The sequence below is a fragment of the Klebsiella sp. PK18 genome (assembly GCF_057784655.1).
Genome location: NZ_CM173493.1, coordinates 979079 through 997081, shown reverse-complemented (window position 1 = coordinate 997081; position 18003 = coordinate 979079). Strand labels below are relative to the sequence as shown.

Here is an 18003-nt window from a genome sequence, read left to right as displayed (position 1 = left end):
ATCTCTTTTTTACAGTAAATCCCTCGTTATTACGCCGCTCCGCTTTTATCTCATATGCTGCAAATGGTAGCCTGCGCGCCACAAATCGCTGGCTGATCACCAGAAACAGGCTGTTGGACTAAAAATACGCACATTGAAAGTGGATTATTGCATTTGAGATCGCGATCACTGATGCATAAACCATATAAATGTATCTTTCCGGCCCAATTATTACGGAGAAAATTTCTAAAAAAACCGTAATTAAACGAATTTCATGTTACGCAATTGTATTTGTTCATTAGATTTTGTTGATTCCTCCAGGAGATACAGATGGAAACCACTCAAACCAGCACCATCGTTTCGGGCGAAACCCGCAGCGGATGGCGTAAAACCGACACCATGTGGATGCTGGGCCTGTACGGTACAGCGATCGGCGCGGGCGTCTTGTTCCTGCCGATCAACGCCGGCGTCGGCGGCATGATCCCCCTGATTATCATGGCGATTCTGGCCTTCCCGATGACCTTCTTCGCTCACCGCGGTATGACTCGCTTCGTCCTCTCCGGGAAAAACCCGGGCGAAGACATCACCGAAGTGGTGGAAGAACACTTCGGCGTAGGCGCAGGGAAGCTGATTACCCTGCTCTACTTCTTTGCTATCTACCCGATCCTGCTGGTGTACAGCGTGGCGATCACTAACACCGTCGAAACCTTCATGGCGCACCAGCTGCACATGACGCCGCCGCCGCGCGCCATTCTGTCGCTGATCCTGATCGTCGGTATGATGACCATCGTGCGTTTCGGTGAGCAGATGATTGTGAAAGCGATGAGCATCCTGGTGTTCCCGTTCGTTATCGCCCTGATGATTCTGGCGCTGTACCTGATCCCGCAGTGGAACGGCGCGGCGCTGGAGACGCTCTCCCTGAGCAACGCCTCCGCAACCGGCAATGGCCTGCTGATGACCCTGTGGCTGGCGATCCCGGTGATGGTCTTCTCCTTCAACCACTCGCCGATCATCTCCTCCTTCGCGGTGGCCAAGCGTGAAGAGTACGGCGCAGGCGCCGAGAAGAAATGCTCCAGCATCCTGGCCCGCGCTCACATTATGATGGTGCTGACCGTGATGTTCTTCGTATTCAGCTGCGTCCTGAGCCTCTCTCCGGCGGACCTGGCGGCGGCGAAAGAGCAGAACATCTCGATTCTGTCTTACCTGGCAAACCACTTTAACGCGCCGGTTATCGCCTGGATGGCACCGATCATCGCGATGATCGCCATCACCAAATCCTTCCTCGGCCACTATCTGGGCGCCCGCGAAGGCTTTAACGGCATGGTGATTAAATCCCTGCGCAGTAAAGGCAAATCTATCGAAGTCAACAAACTGAACAAGCTGACCGCGCTGTTCATGCTGGTGACCACCTGGATTGTGGCGACGCTGAACCCGAGCATCCTCGGGATGATCGAGACCCTTGGCGGCCCGATTATCGCGATGATCCTGTTCCTGATGCCGATGTACGCGATTCAGAAAGTGCCGGCGATGCGTAAATACAGCGGCCATATCAGCAACGTCTTCGTGGTGATTATGGGTCTGATTGCCATCTCCGCGATCTTCTACTCGCTGTTCAGCTAATTCAGTCAATACCTCCCCCCGCGCCGCTTAACGGCGGCGCGCTTTCCGACAGCACGGGAATACATATGATCAGCGTATTCGATATCTTTAAAATCGGCATTGGCCCTTCCAGCTCCCATACCGTTGGACCGATGAAAGCGGGCAAACAATTCACTGACGATCTGATCGCACGCGGCCTGCTGGCCGACGTCAGCAAAGTCGTCGTCGACGTCTATGGCTCCCTCTCCCTGACCGGTAAAGGCCACCATACCGACATCGCGATTATCATGGGACTCGCCGGCAACCTGCCGGACACCGTCGACATCGACGCCATTCCGGGATTTATTCAGGACGTTAACACCCATGGCCGCCTGATGCTGGCCAACGGTCAGCACGAAGTGGACTTCCCGGTCGATCAGTGCATGAATTTCCATGCCGACAACCTGTCGCTGCATGAGAACGGCATGCGCATTACCGCCCTGGCCGGTGACAAGGTGATCTACAGCCAGACGTATTACTCTATCGGCGGCGGCTTTATCGTCGACGAAGCGCACTTCGGCCAGATCGCCGATGCGCCGGTTGCGGTTCCTTACCCTTATAAAAACGCCGCCGACCTGCAGCGTCACTGCCGTGAAACCGGGCTGTCGCTCTCTGGGCTGATGATGCAGAACGAACTGGCGCTGCACAGCAAAGAAGCGCTGGAGCAACACTTTGCCGCGGTATGGGAAGTGATGAGCGCCGGTATCGAACGCGGCATCACCACCGAAGGCGTTCTGCCGGGCAAACTGCGCGTGCCGCGCCGGGCCGCCGCGCTGCGCCGCATGCTGGTGAGTCAGGACACCACCAACAGCGATCCGATGGCGGTGGTCGACTGGATCAATATGTTCGCCCTGGCGGTGAACGAAGAGAACGCCGCCGGTGGCCGGGTCGTTACCGCGCCAACCAACGGCGCCTGCGGTATCGTGCCGGCGGTGCTGGCCTACTACGACAAGTTTATCCGCAAGGTGAACAGCAACTCTCTGGCCCGCTATATGCTGGTCGCCAGCGCGATTGGTTCGCTGTATAAGATGAACGCGTCAATCTCCGGCGCCGAAGTCGGCTGCCAGGGTGAAGTGGGCGTCGCCTGCTCGATGGCGGCGGCCGGTCTGGCGGAACTGCTGGGCGGTAGTCCGGGTCAGGTGTGCATCGCGGCAGAGATCGCCATGGAGCATAACCTCGGCCTGACCTGCGACCCGGTTGCCGGCCAGGTGCAGGTGCCGTGTATCGAACGCAACGCTATCGCCGCCGTGAAAGCGGTCAACGCCGCGCGAATGGCGCTGCGCCGGACCAGCGAGCCGCGCGTCTGCCTCGATAAAGTGATCGAGACCATGTACGAAACCGGTAAAGACATGAACGCCAAGTACCGGGAAACCTCTCGCGGTGGCCTGGCGATGAAGATCGTCGCCTGCGATTAATCCTCAGACCCGGCACGCGTCGGCGTGTCGGGTCATCGTCCTGAACAACTCTTTTTGTTATATCAATAAAATTTTAGTTATTTAATGGTTATAAGCGCTGTTTGTTACCTTACGCAAAACCGCTAAGGAGAACAGACAATGTCCAACCGATTCCGCCCCGCCTGGCTGCTGGTCCTCGCCGCCCTCTCTACCTCCGCGCTGGCCAAAGCGCCGGAAACCGTCAACATCGGCTATCAAAAGGCGAATATCTTCGCGCTGCTGAAGTATCGCGGCACGCTGGATGAGAGCCTGAAAAAACAGGGTATTGCCGTACGCTGGGTCGAATTCCCCGCCGGACCGCAAATGCTGGAGGGGCTGAACGTCGGTAGTATCGATCTGGCCGCGACCGGCGATGCGCCTCCGGCCTTTGCCCAGGCGGCGCAAGCCGATCTGGTCTACCTTGCCCATTCCCCCGCTAACCCGAAAACGGAAGCGATTGTGGTGCCTGAACAGTCGGCAATCCACAGCGTGGCCGACCTGAAGGGCAAGCGCGTGGGGTTGAACAAGGGGTCTGACGTCAACTACCTGCTGGTTGCCGCACTGGAAAAAGCGGGCCTCAGCTATAAAGACATCACCCCGGTCTATCTGCCGCCGGCGGATGCCCGCGCCGCTTTCCAGCGCGGGGCGATTGATGCGTGGGTGATCTGGGATCCGTTCCTCGCAGAAGTGGAAACCAACGCGAAAGCCCGACAGATCCGCAATGCCGAGGGGCTGGTGCCGCACTACACCTTCTATCTCGCCAGCCGCAAGTTTGCAGATACCTACCCGGAGACAGCAAAGCAGGTGGTGGATGAGCTGGGTAAACTCAGCGCGTGGGCGAACAGCCATCAGGACGAGGCCGCCGGGCTGCTGTCGACCTCAACCGGACTGGATAAAGCCATCTGGCTGAAGACTCTGGCCCGCCTGCCCTACGGTGCCGAACGCATGACCCCGGCGGTGTATAACGAACAGCAGGCGCTGGCGGATACCTTTACGCGCATCGGCCTGCTGCCGGTGAAAGTCGACGTGCGCAGCGCCACCTGGTCGCTGGATAAACCTTGATTTTCCTGACGACGGGAAGCACTGCGCCTCCCGTCGCCGACAGGCTTACCCCGCCGTTTTCTCACCATTGCCTATCTGCCAGATAAAGGTGGGCGCTTCACCGTTCACCAGCCAGTTACCGATATTACGTGCCTTATAAATCACCGGATTATGCGAGGCAACCGTCCGCGCATTGCGCCAGTGGCGATCCAGCGCAAGGCGAGTTCGCGTATCCGACGCCCCGAGGGCATTAAACAGCTCCGTCGCCGCCCGCGGGATCCAGTCGCTGGCGATCACCTGCGCCTGCGCCGCTTCCACTTCCGCCAGCTGGTTACGCCGGGCGATCAGCGCTTCGTCGTCGCTGACGTGCGCCACATAGGCCTGCTGCAGCGATTCCGCAGCCTGCAGGACCGCGGCCCGGGTCGCCCATGCCCAGCTGCTGATCTGCCCAACGACCTGCAGAACCTGAGCGTCATCGCGCGGCACGGCGGCGTTGCCGTGGCTGTACATCCGGGAGCGATGTTTGACGCCCTGCGCGGCATCCCGCTCAACCGCCAGGCCAATGCCCGCGAGGGTCGCCAGCAGCACATGCTGGTAGAAGGCGGTCTGATAGCGAAAGCGCTGGGCAAAATCATAGACATGTTCGGTTTCCACCCGAGCGCCGGTAAAGCGGGTGGTCCCGCTGCCGGTCAGCCGCTGGCCAAAGCCATCCCAGTCATCTTCCCGCGCCACGCCGGTCTGCTGGGTGCTGACCAGGGCTATCACATCGCCGGCGGTATCACTGCGCCGGGCAAACACATCGATCCAGTCGGCGTACAGCGCGCCGGTGCTGTAAAACTTCTCGCCGTCGAGTCGCCAGCCGCCCTCTGTCGGCGTCACTCTGGTGTTCACCTCTCCCAGCTTAACCGCGCCGATCTCGGTCCAGCCGCTGCCCACCAGCTCACCGTCGAGGAAGCGACGAAACCAGCGGTCGCGCCCGGCGGAATCCGGCTGATTCAGCTGATCTTCCACAAAGGCAAAGTGCGCGCGCAGGGCCTGCGGCAGGTTAGAGTCCGCTTGCGCCAGCTCGATCAGCAGCGCGCTGAGCTGCGGCAGCGAAGCGCCCCAGCCGCCCTTCTCGCGCGGGATACGCAGCGTGCCGAAGCCCGCTTCTTTCAGCCAGCGGATCGGCTCATCGGGCAGAATGCGCTGCTGTTCGCGCTCCGCAGCGCCCTGGGCGATACGGGTGAATATCGGGCGGAAGGCGGCCGCCAGCGCGTCATAATCGGTGCCAGTGGAGAGCAGGGTCATTGTCAGTTCCTTATTCATGGAGTGCGTCGATATCTTCTCGCGTCGGTTCATGACGGACCGCCAGCAGGAAGAAAATGGGAATAATGGCGGCAAGCGAGACCACCCAGAACATCTGCGTGCCGAGGGAGGCCTGCAGCAGCGGCAGAATAAACAACGCCAGCGCGCTGCCGATCCCGGAGAGCGCCCGGCTGAAACCGACCCCAGTGGCGCGAATGGCAGTAGGATAGGAGAGCGCCGGGTAGATCATCAGCTGCGCCCCCGGGCCAAACCCTTCGGCGAACAGCCACAGCCCCAGCATCGCGATAGCCAGCACGATACCTGCCGTCGCGTGCGGTTGCCCCACCAGCGCCAGCACAATCAGCGCCACAAACTGCAGGGCGAAGCCGGCTATCGCCACATGACGCGAAGGATATTTCCACGCCAGATGCATACCGAGCAGCCCGCCGGTAAAAGCAAACAGGGCGTTCAGCCCCAGCGATGCCGAAATAGTTTCGAAGACGCCAGCCCCGAGGAACTGGGCAAGAATTGACGGCAGGAAAAAGGCAATCGCCGTGTACTCGAAGGAGATACAGATATTCATCACCCCGGCGACGATAGTCCGCTCGCGGTAGGGTTTTTCGAACAGCACGCGGAAGCTCACTTTCGGCGCGGGCGCGGGCTTCGCCGCCGGGACCTCATGGGCATGGATCCCCCAGGAGTCGCGTAAAATACGCACTGCAGAGGTCAGATCGCCCTGGTTCGCCGCCCACAGCGGGGATTCATTCATAAATCGACTGCGGACGGCAATAATCAGCAGTGCCGGCACGGCGCCGAACAGCAGGGAGGCGCGCCACAGCCAGTCAAGATGCTCCTGCGGCAGCAGGAAATAGAGGCCGAAGATAATGAGAAAGCAGACGGTTGAGGCGGCGTACCACATCGGGCACCACGCCGCGAGGCGAGCCGCTTTGTTGCCTTTGCCGGCAAAGCGGGAAAACTCGGCCAGATAGGACATCGCTACCGGCAGGTCGATGCCAACGCCGATGCCCATCAGGAAGCGGGCGCCAATCAACACCCAGACGTTCGGCGCCAGCCCGGCGGCGATAGCCGAAATCACGAAAAAGAACATATCGGCCATAAAAACCGAATAGCGACCATATTTATCGGTCAGCCAGCCGCCGATAATATTGCCGACGATAGTCCCGACCATAATGGACGAAGTCACCAGGCCGGTCAGCAGCGGTGAGAGCTGAAATTCACGTACAACGTCATCAATACCGTAGGAGAGCGTGGTTAAGTCATATGCGTCGAGAAAAACGCCCCCCAGCGCGAGGAAGACAATCATCCGCGCATATTTCGCTTGTTCCTTGCCGGAATTAATTAGCCGCGCCACATCCCCGACGCTACTGACCGGTACCGAAGCGATACCGGGATTATCCACTGGTAATGTACTCATTTTTTCACCTTATTATTTTGTGCAGGTCATCAGCGGTTATAGACCGCGCGCGACGAGAATCAAAACAACAAATCATTCTATAAAAATCAATATAATCAATAAGTTAATAAATATTACCAGCACAAAAAGGACGCGCTTTCGCGCATCCTCAAGGGAAATAAATAACAACGAAAATAGACGTCGTGCAGGACGCTTATTCCGCGGACACTGGAACTAATACGTCTTTTACCAGCGGGTCATCGGTGGTTTGTAACCACGTCTGGATCCGCGGGTCAGAAAAAGCCTGTTTTAATTTGACGATATTTTCCTGCGATAAATACGGTGTACCAATCACTAATTGCGAAGCAAAGGTGCGCGGCGCCGGCGGGAATAATATGCCTTTCTCACGCGGCACTTTCCCGGCGTCAAATTGCGAGACATAGCCGATGGCGGCATCCACCGAATTTAACGCCCGCGGCATGGTCAGCAGATCCAGCTCTTTAAAGACAAACTGATGCGGGTTACCGACAATATTTTTCAGCTTCGCCGTACGCGGCTCCACCGCCGGGTCGAGCGAGATCAACCCAATGCGCTGGAGCAGCCACAGGGCCTGCCCCTGATTGGCGCCATCGTCAGGCACGACAATGGTCGCGCCGTTGGGCAACGCCTGTACCGACGAGTAGCGGTCGGAATAGATGCCAAACGCCCACTGGAACACCGGCACCGTGGTCGACAGCGCAAAGCCGTTAGCGTCCACCACCTGTTTAAGCCACCACTGATGCTGATAGATCGTCCCGGCATACTGTCCTTCCGCTACCGCGCGGTCAGCCTGGACCGGATCCTGCACCCCCACCGCCTCCAGTTTCAGACCGTAATCGGGCGCAATATGCTGATTAATATACTCAATGATCCGCTGCTCGCCGGCCATCGCCGGCTCGTAGTGAATTTTTAACGTGCTGCCGAAGACCACCTGCTGGCTTTGGGTATGTCCCCGCCACCACCAGAAGGCGATGGCGAGCAGGATAATCACCGCCAGCGCCGCCAGCCAGGGCCAGCGCCGCGCTTTACGTAACTCAAATTGCTCTGTTGTCATACAAGGTTCCCCTGCGTGTGGCGTAAACGGTTGACCAGACGGTCACCCAAAAATTGAATCAACTGGATCGTGGCGATCAGGGCAACGATCGTCGCGATCATGATGTGGTTGTCGAAGCGCTGATAGCCGTACACCACGGCCAGGTAGCCGATGCCGCCGGCGCCGATGGTCCCGGCGATAGCCGAATACTCAATCATCGAGACCAGGTTCAGCGTCACCGCCGCCACCAGCGCGGGCAAGGCTTCACTGAGCTGCGCGCTGGCAATGATTTGCCAGCGCGACCCGCCGCAGACGACCCCCACTGCGGTGACCTCCGCCGGCAACTCGCGCAGCGCGTTCTCCACCAGACGGCCAAAGAACGGGACGCCGGCGGCGATCATCGGCACTACCGCGGCGGGGATGCCAATCGTGGTGCCGGTCAGCCAGTAAGTGAACGGGATAATAGCGGCCATCAGCACCAGAAACGGCAGCGAACGTCCCATATTGACCACCCAGTTCAGCAGCCGGTACAGCAGCGCGTGCGGAAATAAGCCCCGCGGCGAGGCGTTAAACAACACCCCCCCCACCAGCCCCCCCAGCGTGACGACAAACAGCATCACAATGGCCACCATAAGCCAGGTTTCGCCATAGGCGGGGAGCAGCAGCGAAGGGATTTCGCCCCAGGGGGTATCCTGGCTGATGACTGTCGGTTTCATACCGCCTCCCTGAGCAACGGCGCGCTGTCGAGGATCTCCGCCGTTATGCCGAGCTGCGCCAGCAGGCCCTGCAGTCGCGCGGGCGACAGGCGTTCGCCCTGAAAGCGCACTCCGGCCTGCAGGCGACCGGCCAGCCGACCATTAATCACCTCGACGTGACCGCCAAGGAGATCGATCTGCAGCGCCCACTGCTGGCTCAGGCGGCTGATCCAGTCGGTGGCCACCGGCACATCCCAGCGGTAGCTCAGACGCAGCAGCAGATCGCTGTGGGCCGCTGCCGCCGGCGTCAGCGGCAACAGCTGCTGGCCGAGCAGAGAATCGGGACGCGCCAGCAGATCTTCGATCCGCCCGTACTGGACGATCGTCCCGTCGCGGATCTCCGCCACCGCATCCGCCGCCGTGCGCACCGCGTCCATTTCATGGGTGATCAGGACGATCGCCAGCTGGTACTCGTCACGCAGCCGCTTGAGCAGAGCCAGCACCGAGGCCGTGGCCTGAGGATCGAGGCCGGAGGTGGCTTCATCCGCCAGCAGAACGGACGGGCGCAGCGCCAGCGCGCGGGCAATGCCGATCCGCTGGCGCTGGCCGCCTGAGAGCTGGGCCGGCCAGGCATCCGCTTTGTGGCTCAGGCCGACGCTCTCCAGCAGCTCGCCAACCCGCGCCTTGATATCGCGCTCCACCACACCCAGCCACGCCAGCGGTAGGGCGACATTCTCCCAGGCGGTCCTGCGGCTCAACAGCGCCGAAGACTGGAAAACGGTGCCAATCGCCCGCCGTTCCCGGCGCAGCGCCTCGCCGGACAGCGCCGACAGATCCTGGCCATTGATACGAATGCTGCCGCTGTCCGGTTGCTCCAGCAGGCTGATGCAGCGCGCCAGGGTTGATTTACCGGCGCCGCTCGGCCCCACCACCGCGGTGATGGAGCGCTCAGGCACCTGCAGCGACAGCCCTTTCAGCACCGCGCTGAGCCGGCCATCCGCCGTGCGGTAACTTTTATGCAGGTCATCAATAGCGATCATGTCACCTTCTCCTCTACCGATGCCGCCGTGCGCGCATCGCGGCGGTAGCTGGCGCCCGGGTGAGGCGCGGCCAGACGCGGGCCGGCGCCGAACAGTTTTTCGCGCAGGGTCCCCTCGCGGTACTCCTGCTTAAAGACGCCGCGCTTTTGCAGCTCAGGCACCAGCTGCTCGACGACGTCGCGGAAGGTTTCGTGAGTGACGGCATAGGCGAGGTTAAAGCCATCGACGTCCGTCTCTTCGACCCAGGACTGCAGTTCGTCCGCCACGGTTTGCGCGCTGCCAACCACCAGCGGACCGAAGCCGCCGATCCCCGCCCAATCGGCCAGGGCCTGCACCGTCCACTGGCGGTTCGGATCAGCGGTCGAAAAGGCCTCCACCGCCGACTGAATGGCGTTGGTGTGCAGATACTTCAGCACCTGATCCGGCTGATACTGGCCGAAATCGATCCCCGTCCAGCCGGAGAGCAGCGCCAGCGCGCCTTCATAGCTGACGTACTGCTTATATTCCTGCCACTTCGCCTGCGCCTCGCGGTCGGTGTCGCCGATAATCACCGTCTGCAGGTTGAAGATCAGGATGCTGTGCGGATCGCGCCCCGCCTCAACTGCCCGGCGGCGAATATCCGCCACCGTCTTCTTCAGCAGCACCTTCGACGGCGCTGCGACGAAGACGCATTCGGCATGGCCGGCGGCGAACTGTTTGCCGCGGCTGGACGCCCCCGCCTGATACAGCACCGGCGTGCGCTGCGGGGATGGCTCGCAGAGGTGGATCCCCGGCACGGAAAAGAACTGTCCCTGATGGTTAATGGGATGGATTTTCCGCGGATCGCTGAAGATCTTCCGCTCTCTGTCGCGCAGCACCGCCCCGTCCTCCCAGCTTCCCTCCAGCAGTTTGTAGATCACCTGCAAATACTCATCGGCATAGTCATAGCGGGTGTCATGGTCGGTCTGAGTCTGCTGGCCGATATTGCGCGCCCCGCTCTCCAGATAGGAGGTGACGATATTCCAGCCCACCCGCCCTTTGGTCAGATGATCGAGCGTCGACAGACGACGAGCGAAGGGGTAAGGATGCTCAAACGACAGCGAGGCGGTCAGGCCGAAGCCCAGATGCTCCGTCACCAGCGCCATCGGGGTGATCAGTGCCAGCGGATCGTTGACCGGAACCTGCGTCGCCTGGCGGATCGCCGCGTCGCCGCTGCCGTTCAGTACGTCATAGATCCCCAGCACGTCGGCGATAAACAGCCCGTCGAACTTGCCGCGCTCCAGCAGCCGCGCCAGATCCACCCAGTACTCCAGATCTTTATACTGCCAGGAGCGATCCCGGGGATGCGCCCACAGGCCCGGCGACTGATGGCCGACGCAGTTCATATCGAAAGCGTTAAGACGAATTTCACGTTGTGATGACATAGCAATCTCCATAGCGCGGCCCGTCGCCGGGGCGCACGCGGCAAAATGAATCAGGGAAAAGAAAGAGAGGAATTCAGTACGCAGGACATCGGGAGTCCTGCGGGATCCCGAGCGTGAGTAACGCTTGCGCCGCCACGTCGGCGGCATGGTCGGCTACCTGCGGCAGGCCCATCAGTTCGCCAAAACGCCCGCGGGCGGCCGGACCGGCCACCAGCACCGGCGGCGCCTCAACGTGCGGCTCAGCCACTGCCCGGGAACGGCTGTCCACCTCCAGACCCATGCCGAGGGCATCGGCGCGAATCAGGCCGCGGCGGGCGAGGTCCTGTAAAAATGGCTGGCTGTCGGTCAGGGCGCGGTGTGCGGGTCCGGTGGTCAGGATCAGGTGATCGACGCTCAGCGTTTGCACACCGCCGCCGCCGCGCCGCGCCAGCGTCAGTCGCAGCGTTTCGCCTTCACCGCTTATCGACAGTAGCCTGGCCGCCTGCACCTGCAGACTGCCCGTGCGCTGGCGCGCCTCCAGCACCTCGGCGACCTGCGGCGCCACGCGGTAGCGGTGGACATCCCAGTAATGGCGCAGATGGCGCAGAAAACGCTGGCGATCGGCGACGCTGAGCGCCTGCCAGATCCGCTGCCCCTGTTGACGAACCGCATCCAGCACCACCTGCCAGCTCAGGCCCTGCTGCGCCGCATACGCGACGTCGAGGCGGATCTGGCGCAGGCGCTGACGCAGGCTGCCCTGCTGATAGTCGCCGGGCCAGGTTGTCCCTGTGCCGCTAAGGTTGCCGCGCGACAGCAGGCCATGGCGCGAAAAGGCGATGATACTGCCGCGGTGGCCCAGCCGGTCCAGCGTCGCGACCGTATCGGCCATGGTTAATCCGGTGCCCATCACCGCCACCCGGGCGTGCGGGGCGATGGCATCGAGCGCGCCTGGCTGCCACGGGTTGGCAATCAGCGCCGGATGATGACGCCAGGCTTCGGCCTGCGGCGGCAGCGAAGGCGGTGGATGACTGATCGCCAGCACCAGCAGATCGGCCTTAAGCTGCAGGCCGCCGTCGGTGGTCACCGTCCCCTGATGAAAAGCGAGCGCCCGATCGCGCAGGTGGCGAAGCCGTCCGCCGCTGGACGCCGCGGCGTCAGCAAAACGCTGCGCCACATAGCGACCAAACTGGCCGCGCTGAGGGTAGACGGAACCGTCCGGGCGCAGGGCCTGAGCATCGACGGCAAAGGCAGGCTGATGGCGGTACCAATGATCGAAGGCGCCCTCTTCGTCGCCGGCCAGCTGCATGCGAGCGGCCGGAACGTTAATCCGGTGCGTCGGCTCCGCAGTGGAGTAGGCCACCCCGGCCCCGGGGGACTGGCGCGGCTCCAGCAGCGTCACGCGCACCCCGTTCGGCGCCAGGCGCAGCAGCTCAATCGCCACCGCCGCGCCGCTAAAGCCGCCGCCGATAATCACGATATGCGGTTCTGCACTCATCGCTGCCCTCCTCCGGTATGCTGTCTCATGGTCGCGCTCCGGGCCATCAGCTGGCGCTAACCTGGCGCACCGGGCGCTTATCGCCGCCGATGGTTTCGCCAAACGGACCGGTGTTCACGCTGCGCGCCTTCGACGAGGCCGCGTTTTCCAGCGGCAACAGAGGCATCACCAGCTCAGCAAAGCGGTGCGCTTCTTCCAGATGTGGGTAGCCGGAGAAGATAAAGTTGCTGATGCCGAGCGTCTGATATTCGCGGATGCGTTCCGCTACCTGCTGCGGATTACCTACCAGCGCGGTACCCGCGCCGCCGCGCACCAGTCCGACGCCGGCCCACAGATTGGGCGCAATGCGCAGATTATCGCGCGACCCCTGATGCAGGGCGCTCATCCGCGCCTGGCCGGCCGAGTCCATGCGGGCGAAGATCTTTTGCGCCTGGGCAATGGTATCGTCGTCAAGATGGGCGATCAGCCGGTCGGCGGCGGCCCATGCCTCTTCTTCCGTTTCGCGCACAATCACATGCAGACGAATGCCGTACTGCAGGGTGCGTCCGCGGGCCGCGGCGCGCTCGCGCACCACCGCCAGCTTCTCCGCCACCAGTTCCGGGGGTTCGCCCCACGTCAGATAGCTGTCAATCTGCTCGGCCGCCACATCAATGGCCGCCTCAGAAGAGCCGCCGAAATAGAGCGGCGGGCCATTCTCCTGTACCGGCGGGAACAGCACTTCAGCACCTTCCACGTGAATATGCTCGCCGTGATAGTCCACTTTTTCCCCGCGCAGCAGGCGGGTGTAAACATCAAGAAATTCGCGGGTCACCTGATAGCGCTCGCTGTGGCTGAGGAAGATACCGTCGCCTTTGTTTTCCACCGGGTCGCCGCCGGTAACGACGTTGATCAGCAGCCGACCTTCCGATAAACGGTCGAGGGTGGCCGCCATCCGTGCCGCCAGGGTTGGCGGCTGCAGGCCCGGCCTGACCGCCACCAGATAGCGCAGACGGCGGGTCAACGGCGCCAGCGCCGAGGCCACCAGCCACGAATCTTCACAGCTTTTACCGGTGGGGATCAGCACGCCGTAGTAGCCCAGACTGTCGGCCGCCAACGCCACCTGCTGCAGATAAGGTAAATCGACCGGGCGTCCACCCTCGGTGGTACCCAGATAACGGCCATCGCCATGGGTAGGTAAGAACCAGAAGACATTGATCTTGTCGGGAGCTTGCTGCGTCATTATCTATTTCCTATATAACCATATCCGATATTTATCGAAGAGATGTTTTAATTTGGTTATATGAGTGTTAGCGATAATCATGCCAATGGTGAATAAAAAATTAATCTTTTAAAATCAATGCACTGAAAACGGCTTCGCCGCGCCACGCTGTTGCAAATCGCGCAGCCGCCGCGCATCCGCTGGCGCATTTGCAACAGCCGCGGGCCTTCCCCCTCTGGTTTCTGCGGCCGCCGCAGGATAAGTTCAGAGCGTCAACGATCGGAGGCCCGCTATGCTGAACCCAGAATCCCCTTCCACCGCTCCCGCGCTGATCGACCCGGCGTCGAAGGCCTTCCAGAGCCTGCTGGACAAGCTCGCGCCAACGGAGGCGACCGTGCTGATCGTGGGCGAAACCGGCACCGGCAAGGAGGTGGTGGCCCGCTATCTCCATCATCACAGCGCCCGTCGCCAGCAGCCGTTTCTGGCGGTCAACTGCGGCGCGCTGACCGAGAGCCTCGCCGAAGCCGAACTGTTCGGCCATGAGAAAGGCGCCTTCACCGGCGCGCAGCAGGGACAGCCCGGCTGGTTTGAAGCCGCGGAAGGGGGGACGCTGCTGTTGGACGAGATCGGCGAATTAAGCCTGCCGCTGCAGGTCAAGCTGCTGCGAGTCCTGCAGGAGCGTGAAATTACCCGCGTCGGCTCACGCAAAGCGATTAAAGTGAATGTCCGGGTGATTGCCGCCACCCACGTCGACCTGGCCCAGGCGATCCGCGAGCGCCGCTTTCGCGAGGATCTCTACTATCGACTGAATATCGCGGTGGTGCCGCTGCCGCCGCTGCGCCAGCGTCGGCAGGATATCCCGCTGCTGGCGCACCACTTTTTATCACTCTATGCCCGGCGCCTCGGGCGGCCAACCCTGCGTCTGGCGCCGGAATCACTGGCCCGGCTGATGGACTATTCGTGGCCGGGCAATATTCGCGAGCTGGAAAACACCCTGCACAACGCGGTGCTCCTCAGTAAAGAAGAGGAGATCAGTCCTGCCCAGCTGCGCCTGGCGACGCTCAACGACGCCCCGGCGCCGGCGAGCGATCATGAACTGGACGACTTTATTCGCCACCAGCTGGCGCTTCCCGGCGAGCCGCTGTGGCAGCGAGTGACCAGCGCCCTGATTCGCCACGCCATGGCGCATTGCGACGATAACCAGAGCCAGGCGGCCGCGCTGTTGGGGATCAGTCGGCATACCTTGCGCACCCAGCTCGCTAACCTCGGGCTGATCAAAAGCCGCCGCCGCCCGCCTGCGCCGCCGCGGGCGTTCGCCAACGCAGCCGGGGCCGATCGCGAACTGCGCATTGGCTACCAGCGCTTCGGCAGCCTCGGGATCCTGAAAGCCCGTCAGAGTCTGGAAACCGCCTTCGCCAGCCTCGGCGTCAACGTACTGTGGAGTGAGTTTCCTGCCGGACCGCAGCTCCTCCACGCCCTCGCCTGCAACGAGATCGACTTTGGCACCACCGGGGAAGCGCCGCCGGTGTTTGCCCAGGCCAGCAATAGCGAACTGATGTACGTGGCGTGGGAGCCGCCGGCGCCGCGCAGCGTGGCGATGGTCGTCCCGCAGGAGAGCGACATTCGCCAGCTCAGCGATCTGCGCGGTAAACGCATCGCCCTCAATAAAGGGTCGAATGTCCACTGGCTGCTGCTGCAGATCCTCGAGGACGCCGGCCTGGGTCTGAACGACGTGCGGGTGGTCTATACCCCGCCGAAATATCCGCTGACCGCCAGCGACTACCTGGCGGTTGACGCCTGGATGATGTGGGACCCGCTGCTCAGCGACGCCGAACACACCGGCGAGCTGCGGGTGGTCGCCAGCGGCGAAGGACGAGTCAACAACCATCAGTTTTATCTTTCGCGACGGGACTACCTCGCTCAGCATGGCGATATCATGCGCCGTCTGTTGACGGAGCTGACCCACACCGGGCAGTTTATCGACTCGCATCGTGGCGAAGCGGCCCGCTTACTCTCGGCAGAGCTGGGGATTGACGCCCGGTCGCTGAGCATGGCCCTCGCCCGCCGCAGCCATCGCCCGCGGCCGATGGATCTGTCGGTGATCCGCGCCCAGCAGACCATCGCCGATCGCTTTTACGCCCTCGGGCTTATCGCCAAACCGGTCCCGGTGCGCGAAGCGGTGTGGTACGGCGAACCCGCGCCGGGCGTCATCAGCCCGCTGATGGCGGTCAGTTAGCGAAATTTGCGCGTTATCTTCCTGATTGTTCAGGCGCAGATAGCCTCGATCCGATGGCAATGTTACCCTAAAGACGCTGAGAATAAGGGGGTATCTGTGGCTGTTCATCTGTTAATCGTCGACGCGTTAAATCTGATCCGCCGCATCCATGCGGTGCAGGGTTCGCCCTGCGTCGATACCTGCCTGCATGCGCTGGAGCAGCTGATCGTCCACAGTCAGCCCACCCACGCGGTGGCGGTGTTTGATGATGAAGATCGCGCCCACGGCTGGCGCCACCAGCGCCTGCCGGAGTACAAAGCCGGCCGCGCGCCGATGCCGGAAACGCTGGTGGCCGAGATGCCAGCGCTGCGGGCGGCCTTCGAACAGCGGGGGATCCGCTGCTGGGCCTCGCCGGGCAGCGAAGCGGACGACCTCGCCGCCACCCTGGCGGTAAAGGTGGCCCAGGCGGGCCATCAGGCCACCATTGTCTCCACCGACAAAGGCTACTGTCAGCTGCTGTCGCCCACCATCCGCATCCGCGACTACTTTCAGAAGCGCTGGCTGGACGCGCCCTTTATCGCCAGCGAGTTCGGTGTCACTCCGGAGCAACTGGCGGATTACTGGGGGCTGGCGGGGATCAGCAGCTCGAAGGTGCCGGGCGTGGCGGGCATTGGACCCAAAAGCGCCGCCCAGCTGTTGAACGAGTTTCAGGACCTGGAGGAGCTGTACGCCCGTCTGGCCGAGGTGCCGGAGAAGTGGCGCAAAAAGCTGGCCGCGCATCAGGAGATGGCCTTCACCTGCCGGGAAGTGGCCCGCCTGCAGACCGACCTCCAGCTGGATGGCAATCTGCAGCAGCTGCGGCTGACGCGCTAACCATCGTTAAGAGGTGCGCCGGTGCAGGGTAACTGCCTCCGGCACTGCCTGCTTTACCCGGGCCAGGCAATCACCAGGCCGCCTGATATAACCCGACGATATCGGCCAGGCTCGCCTCACGCGGGTTACCGCCGGTACACACATCCTCCAGCGCCGCCTGCGCCAGCGCCGGAATATCCTCTTTCCTGACGCCCACCTCGCGCAGATGGCCGGGAATACCGACATCGCGGTTTAGCTGGCAGACCGCCTCCACTGCCGCCTCGCGTGCGGCGATCAGGCTTAACGCTTCCGCCCTGACGCCCATCGCCCGGGCGATGTCGCGATATTTTTCCCCCGTCGCCTCAGCATTAAAGCGCATCACGTGCGGTAGCAGGATGGCATTCGCCACGCCGTGCGGCGTGTTGTAAAAAGCGCCGAGCGGATGCGCCATGCCGTGCACCAGCCCGAGCCCGACGTTGGAAAATCCCATCCCCGCGACGTACTGGCCCAGCGCCATGGCTTCGCCCGCGCCGGCATCCCCGGCAACCGAGCCGCGCAGCGCCCCGGCAATGATCTCGATAGCCTTGAGGTGCAGCGCATCAGTCAAAGCCCAGGCGCCGCGAGTGAGATACCCTTCGATAGCGTGCGTCAGGGCGTCCACGCCGGTGGCCGCCTTCAGCGCCGGCGGCATGGCGTCCATCATATCGGCATCGATAAAGGCCACCTGCGGGATATCATGCGGATCGACGCAGACGAACTTGCGCCGCTGTTCTTCATCGGTGATGACATAGTTAATCGTCACCTCCGCCGCGGTACCCGCGGTGGTCGGCACCGCGAAGATCGGCACGCTGGGCTGACGGGTGGGCGACAGCCCCTCCAGGCTACGGACATCGGCGAATTCCGAGTTACGCTGAATAATACCGATCGCCTTACAGGTATCCTGCGGCGAACCGCCGCCGATGGCGATCAGGTAATCCGCCCCGCTGCGCTGAAAGGCCTGCAGCCCCTGCTGGACCACGGCAATGGTCGGGTTAGGGATCACGTCGCTGAACATATCCCATGCCAGCCCGGCGGCATCCAGTTTATCAGTGACTTTCGCCGCCACGCCGCACCGGGCGAGGGTGCTGTCGGTGACGATCAATGCTTTGCGATAGCCGCGCCGCGCCACTTCATCGGTTAATGCGTTTATCGCCCCCCAGCCAAACCACGCCGTTTCGTTGAGGATCATTCGGTTTGCCATCGCGTCTCTCCTGTTAGCGTTG

At 62.0% G+C, this 18003-nt stretch carries 15 protein-coding genes; 5 read left to right on the top strand and 10 right to left on the bottom strand.

Annotated elements, in window-relative coordinates:
• The first annotated feature begins 309 nt into the window (after positions 1 to 309).
• From AC3EMD_RS04960 to AC3EMD_RS04950, 3 genes are all read left to right on the top strand, one after another.
• Positions 310 to 1599 carry an HAAAP family serine/threonine permease gene (locus tag AC3EMD_RS04960; RefSeq protein ID WP_302073964.1) on the top strand — a complete coding sequence of 430 codons (1290 nt, stop codon included), beginning with the start codon at positions 310 to 312 and terminating at the stop codon, positions 1597 to 1599.
• Between the two features lie 65 nt (positions 1600 to 1664).
• A complete protein-coding gene (locus AC3EMD_RS04955) occupies positions 1665 to 3032 on the top strand; it encodes an L-serine ammonia-lyase (RefSeq protein WP_012540721.1) in 1368 nt (455 codons plus the stop codon).
• A gap of 138 nt (positions 3033 to 3170) precedes the next feature.
• Positions 3171 to 4112, top strand: coding sequence for an aliphatic sulfonate ABC transporter substrate-binding protein (locus tag AC3EMD_RS04950; RefSeq protein ID WP_002915261.1), 942 nt, complete (start codon positions 3171 to 3173; stop codon positions 4110 to 4112).
• A gap of 45 nt (positions 4113 to 4157) precedes the next feature.
• On the opposite strand, the gene AC3EMD_RS04945 is transcribed toward AC3EMD_RS04950, so the two are convergent.
• From AC3EMD_RS04945 to AC3EMD_RS04905, 9 genes are all read right to left on the bottom strand, one after another.
• Positions 4158 to 5381 carry an acyl-CoA dehydrogenase family protein gene (locus tag AC3EMD_RS04945; protein WP_016161727.1) on the bottom strand — a complete coding sequence of 408 codons (1224 nt, stop codon included), beginning with the start codon at positions 5379 to 5381 and terminating at the stop codon, positions 4158 to 4160.
• A 10-nt stretch (positions 5382 to 5391) separates the two neighbouring features.
• Complete coding sequence (locus AC3EMD_RS04940) at positions 5392 to 6813, bottom strand: MFS transporter (RefSeq protein ID WP_004151071.1); 1422 nt, start codon at positions 6811 to 6813, stop codon at positions 5392 to 5394.
• Positions 6814 to 7006: 193 nt separating this feature from the next.
• Positions 7007 to 7885: a MetQ/NlpA family ABC transporter substrate-binding protein gene (locus tag AC3EMD_RS04935; protein WP_008806262.1), complete on the bottom strand. Its 879-nt coding sequence runs from the start codon at positions 7883 to 7885 to the stop codon at positions 7007 to 7009.
• Positions 7882 to 8580, bottom strand: coding sequence for a methionine ABC transporter permease (locus AC3EMD_RS04930; RefSeq protein WP_110184889.1), 699 nt, complete (start codon positions 8578 to 8580; stop codon positions 7882 to 7884). Before AC3EMD_RS04930 ends, AC3EMD_RS04935 begins: the two co-directional genes overlap by 4 nt.
• Positions 8577 to 9599 (bottom strand): methionine ABC transporter ATP-binding protein, encoded by a 1023-nt coding sequence (locus AC3EMD_RS04925; protein WP_032733728.1) that lies wholly within the window; start codon positions 9597 to 9599, stop codon positions 8577 to 8579. The genes AC3EMD_RS04930 and AC3EMD_RS04925 overlap by 4 nt, the downstream gene beginning before the upstream one ends.
• The gene (locus tag AC3EMD_RS04920; protein WP_302073962.1) at positions 9596 to 11002 is read right to left on the bottom strand and encodes an LLM class flavin-dependent oxidoreductase; all 1407 of its coding nucleotides are present in this window, start codon (positions 11000 to 11002) and stop codon (positions 9596 to 9598) included. The genes AC3EMD_RS04925 and AC3EMD_RS04920 overlap by 4 nt, the downstream gene beginning before the upstream one ends.
• Before the next feature lie 73 nt (positions 11003 to 11075).
• Positions 11076 to 12476 (bottom strand): FAD/NAD(P)-binding protein, encoded by a 1401-nt coding sequence (locus AC3EMD_RS04915; RefSeq protein ID WP_008806266.1) that lies wholly within the window; start codon positions 12474 to 12476, stop codon positions 11076 to 11078.
• A gap of 46 nt (positions 12477 to 12522) precedes the next feature.
• Entirely contained in the window at positions 12523 to 13695 is a 1173-nt protein-coding gene (gene ssuD / locus AC3EMD_RS04910; RefSeq protein ID WP_302073961.1) for an FMNH2-dependent alkanesulfonate monooxygenase, read from the bottom strand.
• Positions 13696 to 13772: 77 nt separating this feature from the next.
• Positions 13773 to 13889: a hypothetical protein gene (locus AC3EMD_RS04905; RefSeq protein ID WP_046882366.1), complete on the bottom strand. Its 117-nt coding sequence runs from the start codon at positions 13887 to 13889 to the stop codon at positions 13773 to 13775.
• Between the two features lie 77 nt (positions 13890 to 13966).
• Here AC3EMD_RS04905 and AC3EMD_RS04900 point away from each other — a divergent pair, with 77 nt between their 5' ends.
• A complete protein-coding gene (locus AC3EMD_RS04900) occupies positions 13967 to 15910 on the top strand; it encodes a sigma-54-dependent Fis family transcriptional regulator (RefSeq protein ID WP_008806268.1) in 1944 nt (647 codons plus the stop codon).
• 96 nt (positions 15911 to 16006) lie between these two features.
• A complete protein-coding gene (gene xni / locus AC3EMD_RS04895; protein WP_087653378.1) occupies positions 16007 to 16762 on the top strand; it encodes a flap endonuclease Xni in 756 nt (251 codons plus the stop codon).
• Positions 16763 to 16832: 70 nt separating this feature from the next.
• Here xni and fucO read toward each other — a convergent pair whose 3' ends face one another.
• A complete protein-coding gene (gene fucO / locus AC3EMD_RS04890) occupies positions 16833 to 17981 on the bottom strand; it encodes a lactaldehyde reductase (protein WP_302073960.1) in 1149 nt (382 codons plus the stop codon).
• Positions 17982 to 18003: the final 22 nt, after the last annotated feature.